General features: G+C 42.6%; 8 protein-coding genes and 1 pseudogene. All 9 read left to right on the top strand.

All coding sequences use genetic code 11. The features are described 5' to 3' along the window. Positions 1–292: restriction endonuclease subunit S (locus DS742_RS28575; RefSeq protein WP_147325711.1), on the top strand; the 292-nt coding region annotated here is incomplete at its 5' end. Positions 293–314: 22 nt separating this feature from the next. Continuing rightward, positions 315–899, top strand: a complete 585-nt coding sequence (locus DS742_RS00040) for a restriction endonuclease subunit S (protein ID WP_117414999.1) — start codon at positions 315–317, stop codon at positions 897–899. Continuing rightward, positions 896–3,964, top strand: coding sequence for a type I restriction endonuclease subunit R (locus DS742_RS00035; protein WP_117414998.1), 3,069 nt, complete (start codon positions 896–898; stop codon positions 3,962–3,964). Before DS742_RS00040 ends, DS742_RS00035 begins: the two co-directional genes overlap by 4 nt. A gap of 78 nt (positions 3,965–4,042) precedes the next feature. Further along, on the top strand, positions 4,043–4,348 hold the full coding sequence (locus tag DS742_RS00030) for a DUF3847 domain-containing protein (protein WP_117414997.1): 306 nt from the start codon (positions 4,043–4,045) through the stop codon (positions 4,346–4,348). Between the two features lie 312 nt (positions 4,349–4,660). Next, entirely contained in the window at positions 4,661–6,202 is a 1,542-nt protein-coding gene (mobQ, locus tag DS742_RS00025; protein ID WP_117414996.1) for a MobQ family relaxase, read from the top strand. Between the two features lie 59 nt (positions 6,203–6,261). After that, positions 6,262–6,900, top strand: coding sequence for a CHC2 zinc finger domain-containing protein (locus DS742_RS00020; RefSeq protein ID WP_117414995.1), 639 nt, complete (start codon positions 6,262–6,264; stop codon positions 6,898–6,900). Beyond that, positions 6,869–8,215: a virulence-associated E family protein gene (locus DS742_RS00015; RefSeq protein WP_117414994.1), complete on the top strand. Its 1,347-nt coding sequence runs from the start codon at positions 6,869–6,871 to the stop codon at positions 8,213–8,215. Before DS742_RS00020 ends, DS742_RS00015 begins: the two co-directional genes overlap by 32 nt. 239 nt (positions 8,216–8,454) lie before the next feature. Continuing rightward, positions 8,455–8,637 (top strand): transposon-encoded TnpW family protein, encoded by a 183-nt coding sequence (locus DS742_RS00010; protein WP_117414993.1) that lies wholly within the window; start codon positions 8,455–8,457, stop codon positions 8,635–8,637. 41 nt (positions 8,638–8,678) lie between these two features. Next, positions 8,679–8,911: pseudogene (locus DS742_RS00005) on the top strand (type IV secretory system conjugative DNA transfer family protein); the annotation flags it as partial.

The following is an 8,911-nucleotide window of genomic DNA, read 5'->3' as shown; positions in this document are numbered from 1 at the left end:
TAAAACCGCAAGCGGCGTTACTCGCTTCAATGTATCGAAAAAGCTGATGGAGAATGTTATTATTCCTCTGCCACCTCTTGAGGTGCAGAGTGAAATTGTCCGTATTCTGGACAATTTCACGGAGCTTACAGCGGAGCTTACAGCGGAGCTTACAGCGAGGAAAGAACAATATATTTATTATCGTGATTTACTATTGACTTTCGGTAATGTCAGCGAGGATACTTTGACAGACAGACAGACAGACAGACAGACAGACAGACAGACAGACAGACAGACAGACAAGATTAACTAATCTTCGCAAGGCTGTCAAGTGGCTGACTTTAGGGGATATTGCTAAATTCACTTATGGATATACGGACAAAGCAAAAACCTCTGGGACGGCAAGATTTATTCGTATTACAGATATTGGCGATAATGGCTGCCTGAAACAAGAAGACCCCAAATATGTTGACCTGTCCGAAGACAGTATGAAATACCAACTTCATCAAGGCGATTTGGTTATGGCACGAACAGGTGCAACTTTTGGGAAAACACTTTATGTTCCTAATGATGAACCAGCAGTATATGCGTCATTTCTGATTAAGATTTCGTTAGATAATGATGTTATCTTAAATCGTTATTATTGGCATTTTTCCAAGTCTACACTTTATTGGGAACAGGCAAACAAGCTTGTTTCGGCGGGTGGTCAGCCGCAATTTAATTCAAATGCTTTATGTCGAGTGTCAGTGCCAGTTCCGTCCATTGAGGAGCAAGAAGTAATTATCAGTATTCTTGACCGATTTGACGCTTTATGCAATGACCTTACAAGCGGACTACCAGCCGAAATTGAAGCAAGAAACAAGCAATACGCATATTACAGAGATAAATTATTGACCTTTAAGGAGGTGTTATCGGCATGAGTACCTACAACATAATTGCTTCTATGAACGAAAGCACCGTTGTTTCGGAATATATTCCTGAAAGAGAAGCGAATTGTGTTAGAGAAGAATCGACCTATCAAACCGAAGGCGATTTAGAAATAAATTTCATCAAGAGATTGCAAGGACAAGGCTATGAGTATCTGAAAATACATGAAGAAACAGACTTGATTTCCAATCTTCGCCGTCAATTAGAATTACTCAATGATTACGCTTTTTCAGACGATGAATGGAACCGCTTTTTTACTGAATGTATCGCCAGTGCCAATGATGGCATAGTCGAAAAGACACGCCGTATTCAGAATGACCCTGTGCAAATTCTCAAACGGGACGATGGTTCGAGCAAGAATATTACGCTGATAGACAAAAAGAACATTCACAATAACCGCTTGCAAGTCATTAACCAATATACGGTTGGCGAGGAAAGCGGAGCAGCACATGATAATCGCTACGATGTAACCATTCTCGTGAATGGTCTGCCCCTTGTTCATGTGGAGCTGAAACGCCGTGGTGTGGCTATCCGAGAAGCATTTAATCAGATAAAGAGATACCAGCGTGACAGCTTCTGGGCGGCAAGTGGATTGTATGAGTATGTTCAGATTTTTGTGATTAGCAATGGTACACATACAAAGTATTACTCTAACACAACTCGTAACGCTCATATTAAAGAAATGGGCGATAATGACCGCAAGAAAAGCAAAAAGACCAGTAACAGCTTTGAGTTTACATCATTTTGGGCAGATGGAAACAATAAGGTTATTTCTGACCTTGTGGACTTTACCAAGACCTTTTTTGCAAAGCACGCAATTCTGAATATCCTTACAAAGTATTGTGTGTTCACATCAGAAGATTTGTTATTGGTTATGCGTCCGTACCAGATAGCTGCCACAGAGCGTATATTAAGCAGAATTGAAATAGCGACCAATTACAAAAAGACAGGGACGACAGACGCTGGCGGCTACATCTGGCATACGACAGGCAGTGGCAAAACTCTGACCTCTTTCAAAACAGCACAGTTGGCTTCTTCTCTGCCATATATCGAAAAAGTCTTGTTTGTTGTTGACCGTAAGGATCTGGATTACCAGACAATGAAAGAGTATGACAGATTTGAAAAAGGAGCTGCTAACAGCAATACTTCCACAAAAGTTCTGGAACGGCAGTTGTCAGATAAAGACGAAAAAGGCAGACCCCATGAATATCGCATTGTCATTACTACAATTCAAAAATTAGGGGTCTTCATTAGCAAAAACAAAGGTCATAGTGTCTTTAACAAGCACATTGTAATTATCTTTGATGAATGCCACCGTAGCCAATTTGGAGATATGCACAAGGCAATAATCAAGAACTTTAAGAACTACCATATCTTTGGCTTTACCGGCACTCCTATCTTTGCGGCAAATGCTGGCAAGGGAGGAAATCCAGAGCTTCGGACAACACCACAGGCATTTGGAGATAAGCTACACACTTATACGATTGTGGACGCTATCAATGATGAAAATGTTTTGCCATTCAGAATTGATTATGTGAATACAGTTAAGCAGAAAGATAGCGTAAGAGATAAAGATGTTCGTGCGATTGATGTCGAAAAAGCAATGGCAGCTCCAGAGCGAATTACTGAAATTGTTAGCTATATTCTCGACCACTTCGACCAGAAAACAAAGCGAAACAGTTTCTATGCTTTGAAAGGACAACGCTTGAATGGCTTCAATTCAATCTTTGCTGTAAGCTCAATTCCAGTTGCTATGAAATATTACACAGAGTTCAAAAAGCAGCTTGATGAGAGAAAGCGTCAAATGACGATTGCGACCATCTTTAGCTTTGCAGCTAATGAAGAAGACCCAGAGGACGCACTACCCGATGAAGATTTTGATACCAGCGGTCTTGACCAATCATCGAGAGATTTCCTTGATGGTGCTATCAAAGATTATAATGCCGCTTTCCATGTGAATTTTGATACTTCCTCTGACAAATTCCAGAACTACTACAAGGACTTATCACAGCGAATGAAAAGCCGTGAGGTTGATTTGCTGATTGTTGTAAATATGTTCTTGACGGGTTTTGACGCAACCACCCTTAATACTCTTTGGGTAGATAAGAATTTGAAACAGCATGGACTTATACAGGCATTCAGTAGAACTAACCGTATTCTTAATTCGGTCAAGACCTATGGTAATATCGTTTGCTTCCGAGATTTGCAACAGGAAACCGATGATGCGATTGCCTTGTTTGGCGATAAAAACGCTGGCGGAATTGTGCTTCTGAAAAGCTATGATGATTATTACAATGGCTATGATGAGGACGGCAGACACCACCGAGGATATGAAGAATTGATCGAAGAACTAACGCAGCGTTTTGCGTTGGGACAAGCAATCATCGGGGAACTGGACGAGAAAGATTTTATTTCCCTATTCGGTGCAGTTTTACGAGCAAGAAATATTCTTACCGCATTCGACAATTTTGAGGGAAATGAGATTTTAACAACCCGTGAGTACCAAGATTACCAGAGCGTTTACATTGACCTTTATCAGAAATTGAAGCCAAGGGATAATGGAGATAAAGAGAATATCAATGATGACCTTGTGTTTGAAATGGAGCTTATTCGTCAAGTGGAAATCAACATTGATTATATTCTGATGTTGGTTGCAAAGTACCATGATGGAAACTGTGAGGACAAGAGTATTCTGGTAGACATTCGCAAGGCAGTAGATTCCAGTATGCAGCTCCGCAGCAAGAAAGAATTGATTGAGCATTTCATTGAAACCGTAAATGCGGCAACTGATGTGAATGACGATTGGCACAAGTTTGTGTTGGAACAAAAGGAAACTGACATTGAAGAATTGATTACCACAGAGAAGCTGAAATCAGAAGAAACAAGGAAATTTATCGACAATTCTTTCCGTGATGGAACGCTTAAAACCACAGGGACAGACATTGATAAAATCTTGCCGCCTGTTTCTCGTTTTGGTGGTGGAAATCGAAATGCCAAAAAGCAGAGTATCATTGAAAAGTTAAAAGCATTTTTTGAGAAATACTTTGGACTTGTATAAATTAAATACTGTCTTACATAGACCGTTTACCATAAAAAAGTGGACGGTCTTTTTTTATCCAAGAAAGGAGAGCCACCAATGGCAAACGAAAAATTATCGAAGCTGGAAGCCGAGCTTTATGCCACCCAGCAGAAACTCAAAGCCGCAGAAAATGACGAGAAGTATTATGCCCGACAACTACAACAGCTTACCAGAGCAGAGCGAACACATAGACTTTGCACCCGTGCCGGAATACTTGAAACATTTTTGAGAGAACCGACCTTGCTTACCGATGATGATGTGATGGAGCTTTTGCAGTTTATCTTTCACAGTGAAGCTGCACAAAAAAAGCTGGAACAGCTGATAGAGCAAAGGAGAAAAACGAGCGAAAACGGAACAAGCTAAAACCCTTGACGAAAGACAAGGGCGCAACTATACACCACCTAAAGTGGTGCGTTGCGTTCTGCCGAAAGCCCATTGCATGGAGCAGATAATTTCCGTATGGCTTTGCCCTACTCCAATTATCCAAGGGGAAGCTACACTTCCCCTTCGCTGGCTTTGCCAGCTACCCTTTTGTGGACTTGCCGCCCATGAACGATTTTGCAAATCATTCACGGACAACAAGTTGCAATGGATCGAATTGAATATTGTTCCCCTATGACTGATTACAGAGAAAAAGTAGTCGGTCTTTTTTTATGGCACGGAAGGAGGATACCAATGCCAAACCCACACTTCGATATAAAGATTACACAGAGAAGCAAAAGGCAATCCGCAGTTGCCGGAGCCGCTTACCAAAGTGGAGATACCTTGTTTTCAGAGTACGACCAGAAACGAAAATCGTATTCAGAGAAGCGAGGTATTCTTTACACAGAAATCATGTTGCCGGAGAACGCTCCACCCGAATATGCTGACCGCAATACATTGTGGAACGCTGTCGAAAAAATTGAGAATCAATGGAACTCACAGCTTGCAAGGCGGTTCATTCTGGCACTTCCCATTGAAGTACCACCAGAGCAATATCCGCAGATGATACAAGAATATTGTAACGAGCATTTTGTTTCCAAAGGAATGTGCTGTGATTTTGCAATTCACGATACAGGAACAGGCAATCCCCATTGTCATGTTATGCTGACACTTCGGGCAATGGACGAGCATGGAAAGTGGCTACCTAAGAGCAGAAAGGTCTATGACCTTGACGAACACGGAGAGCGAATAAGACTTCCCTCTGGCAACTGGAAAAGCCACAAGGAAAATACTGTTGATTGGAATGAGCAATGGCATGGAGCTATCTGGCGGCAAGGCTGGCAAGACACACAGAACAAATTTCTTGAAGCCGCCAATCGACCAGAGCGTGTTGATTTGCGTTCTTATGAAAAACAAGGCATTGATAAAGTGCCAACCGTTCACATGGGAGCCGCAGTTACCCAGATGGAACGCCGTGGAGAGCAGACCAATATCGGCAATCTGAACCGTGATATAAAATCGGCAAACACCTTGATGGCTACCATTCGCAATACTATCTCCAGCTTGCGGAATTGGATTAAGGATTTGCTGGAAGCAAGGAAAGAATTGCTTGCGGAACTTGAAGCGGAAACTGCCGCCCCTACACTCCCTGTTTTGCTTATGGATTATGTGGAAAAGAGAAAGGCAGAGCGAAAGGATTGGTCACGATACGGACAGCAACAAGGCACGATTAAGGACTTAAAAACAGCTATGAGTGCAATCGCTTATCTGAAAGAAAACAATATTCTCACAGTTGAAAAGCTGGAAGATAAGGTAACACAGATTTCTGATAAGGCAACCTCTATTCGCACCAAGATGAAAGCCAAAGAAAGCCGTATGAAGAAGATTTCCAACATCAAGGCGGCTATTGAAAACTGCCAGAGGTTGAAGCCAATCCATGATAAATATATCAAGATAAACTGGAAAATTCCGCAGAAGCTATTTGCCGAAACACACCAGACCGAGCTGACCGAGTACAACCGTGATTTCCGCTTTTTGAAGAAACAGGGACTTGATGTAGACAGCGACCTCACAACATTACAGGCAGAGTATGAAAAGCTGGAAAGCGAGTGTAGCAAGCTCAAATCTTCACTTGAAACTGTTCAGCCGGAGCTGAAAGCATTGAAAGATATTCGCTATTGGGTAAGCCAAGTGATGAAGCCATCTATCAAGGACAGGCTGGCAGAGAAGAAAACGGAAATGCCAAAAGAGTGTCCGACAGAAGAAAAAACGAAAAAACAGAATATGGAGCTATAACCAAGCACTTGTATTTATTCAGAAAAATACAGGTGCTTTTGCTATTTAAGGGAGGAATTATGAATGTATTTGAAGCAGTTAAGCAGTCTGTCACTACAAGACAGGCTGCTGAAATGTATGGAGTGAAAATCCGGCGTGGAGGTATGGCTTGCTGTATCTTCCATGAGGACAGGACACCCAGCATGAAGGTTGATAATCGCTTCCATTGCTTCGGGTGTGGAGCTGATGGAGATGTGATTGATTTTGTTATGCAGCTCTATGGCATAGGCAGCAAGGAAGCCGCCCAGAAGCTGGCTGCTGACTTTGGTATCTGCTATGACAATAAGAGCCGAGCTTCCCCAAGACCTATGCAGAGAAAGGTATCGCCAGAGCAACAGCTCTGGCAGAAAGCGGATTACTGCTTCCGAGTGTTATGTGATTACCTTCATCTTCTGGAATATTGGAAAGAAGCCTATGCCCCAAAGACTGCTGAAGAACACTGGCATCCCCGATTTGTGGAAGCCTTGCAGAAGCTGTCCTATATCGAGTATCTGACAGATATTCTGCTGTATGGGGAAGCCGAGGATAAGGCAGCACTGATTATTGAACATGGAAAGGAAGTGGTACAGCTTGAACAGCGAATTACAGGCATTAAAGCCGGAAACAGCACAGGAGTTGAAGCAGACAATGGCAGCAATGGAACAGCCAAAGAGCGTTGAAGAAATAAAACTGATGTTGGAACGAGGAGAAAAAGACCGGGTAAAGCAGAATTACCGCAACTGTATGACTGCCTTGCAACTTGATCCATTATTGCATGGAGCAATCCGCTACAATATTCTGACGGAAAGCATTGATATTGTGAAAAAATTATGGTGGGAGCGTGACAGTTTAGCCATTGTGGATACGGATTACAACTATCTGTATCTCTATCTGGAAGAAACCTATGGACTGACAACGGATAAAAAAATCGAGAAAACCGTTAAGATTGTGGCAAATGAGAATAGATACCATCCCATACGGGATACGCTTAATTCCCTTGAATGGGACGGAACAGAGCGTATCCGCTATGCTTTGCACCATTTTCTTGGTGCAGATGTAAATGATTACACCTATGAAGCGTTCCTGTTATTCCTATTGGGAGCAATCATGCGAGTATTCAAGCCAGGTTATAAGTATGAGATGATGTTGTGCCTTGCCGGAGGACAAGGAGCTGGCAAGTCCACCTTCTTCCGCTTCCTTGCCATCATGGACGAGTGGTTTTCAGATGATTTGAAGAAGCTGGACGATGAAAATGTATACCGCAAGCTACAAGGTCACTGGATAATCGAAATGTCGGAAATGCTGGCAACAGCCAATGCAAAAAGCATTGAGGAAATCAAGTCATTCCTTAGCCGACAGAAGGAAACCTACAAGACACCCTATGATAAGCACCCAAAGGACAGGCTTAGACAGTGCGTGTTTGGCGGTACTTCCAATGCACTGGACTTTCTGCCCCTTGACCGAACAGGAAACAGACGATTTATTCCTATTCTGGTTCAGATGGAGCTTGCCGAGGTGCATATTCTTGAAGAAGAACAGCATTCAAGAGCCTATCTGCTCCAAGTGTGGGCAGAAGCTATGGAGATTTTCAAGAGTGGGAATTTCAAAATGAAGTTTAGTCCAGAAGCGGCGAAATATATGAAAGAGTATCAGCGTCAGTTTATGCCGGAGGATACATGGGCGGGCAAGATTGCTGGCTTTTTGGAAGGCTACACAGGGAAAATGGTATGCTCCTTGCAATTATACGCAGAAGCTCTCAATCGACCTTATGATGAGCCAAAGAAATGGGAAATAAGCGAGATAAACACCATTATGAACACAGCTTTTCCAGAGTGGAAAGCATTTGATAACCCCAGACGATTTCCAGACCCATACAAAAGACAAAAAGGCTGGGAGCGTGTCAGCTCCGGCAACCAAGCTGATGATTTTACCCCGATTTCTGATGAAGAAGCCAGACAGATGGAGCTGCCAAAAGAATGGCTGAATGAAAAATAAGAGGTTTGTTGCCGGGCTGGTTGTTACTTCGTTGCCGGGTTCGTTGCCGGGCAAAACCCTTATTCTACAAGGCTTTGAACCCTATTGACAACTAAAACAACTAATTTTTAAAAGAAAAAAGTAAATAAAAAAGAGAGTAGTGCCGGATATAAATTGAGAGATGTTTAGAGCTTCGTTGCCGGAGTTCGTTGTCAGAACCTCATTCCCTGTCCGGCATATTTCATTTATGGAGGTAGCACATGGAAAAAATTGAGAACACAGAAGCTCCAGTAACCGCAAAAGAGCCAGATGGCAGACTGTCTATGAAAATCGGCAGAACCACCTATAACATTGGTATCCACTTCAATCATGCCAGTACGGAGAGCATGGAGGACAAAGTGAAGCGACTTATCCAAGAGGATATAAAGGCGGGGAATTTCTAATGAAAAATTCGCAAAAATTTGGCTTTATTTATCTTGACGAAACGCTCCCGAAAGGCAGCATCGTGATTGAGTGCGGCAACGCCCTTTTGAAGCATGGCTACAACATCAAGATTTTCAACACGATCAACTTTCGGAAGTCGATGCACTATAACCCTTTCGCCTATATCCATTCAGAAAAAGACATTCTGAAACTGGTGACAACGCTGATTGCCAACACAAAGGGCGATGGAAAAGCCGGTGACGAGTTCTGGACGAGTACGACTTGTTCGCAGGC

This window comes from Lacrimispora amygdalina, assembly GCF_003432035.1.
Lineage (GTDB): Bacteria > Bacillota > Clostridia > Lachnospirales > Lachnospiraceae > Lacrimispora > Lacrimispora amygdalina.
This window is presented reverse-complemented; position numbering and strand designations above follow the sequence as displayed.

Excerpts from the sequence above, each read along its gene's own strand:
- DS742_RS00035 (WP_117414998.1), top strand. The coding sequence starts at position 896 with ATGAGTACCTACAACATAATTGCTTCTATGAACGAAAGCACCGTTGTT.
- DS742_RS00030 (WP_117414997.1), top strand. The coding sequence starts at position 4,043 with ATGGCAAACGAAAAATTATCGAAGCTGGAAGCCGAGCTTTATGCCACC.
- mobQ (WP_117414996.1), top strand. The coding sequence starts at position 4,661 with ATGCCAAACCCACACTTCGATATAAAGATTACACAGAGAAGCAAAAGG.
- DS742_RS00020 (WP_117414995.1), top strand. The coding sequence starts at position 6,262 with ATGAATGTATTTGAAGCAGTTAAGCAGTCTGTCACTACAAGACAGGCT.
- DS742_RS00015 (WP_117414994.1), top strand. The coding sequence starts at position 6,869 with ATGGCAGCAATGGAACAGCCAAAGAGCGTTGAAGAAATAAAACTGATG.
- DS742_RS00010 (WP_117414993.1), top strand. The coding sequence starts at position 8,455 with ATGGAAAAAATTGAGAACACAGAAGCTCCAGTAACCGCAAAAGAGCCA.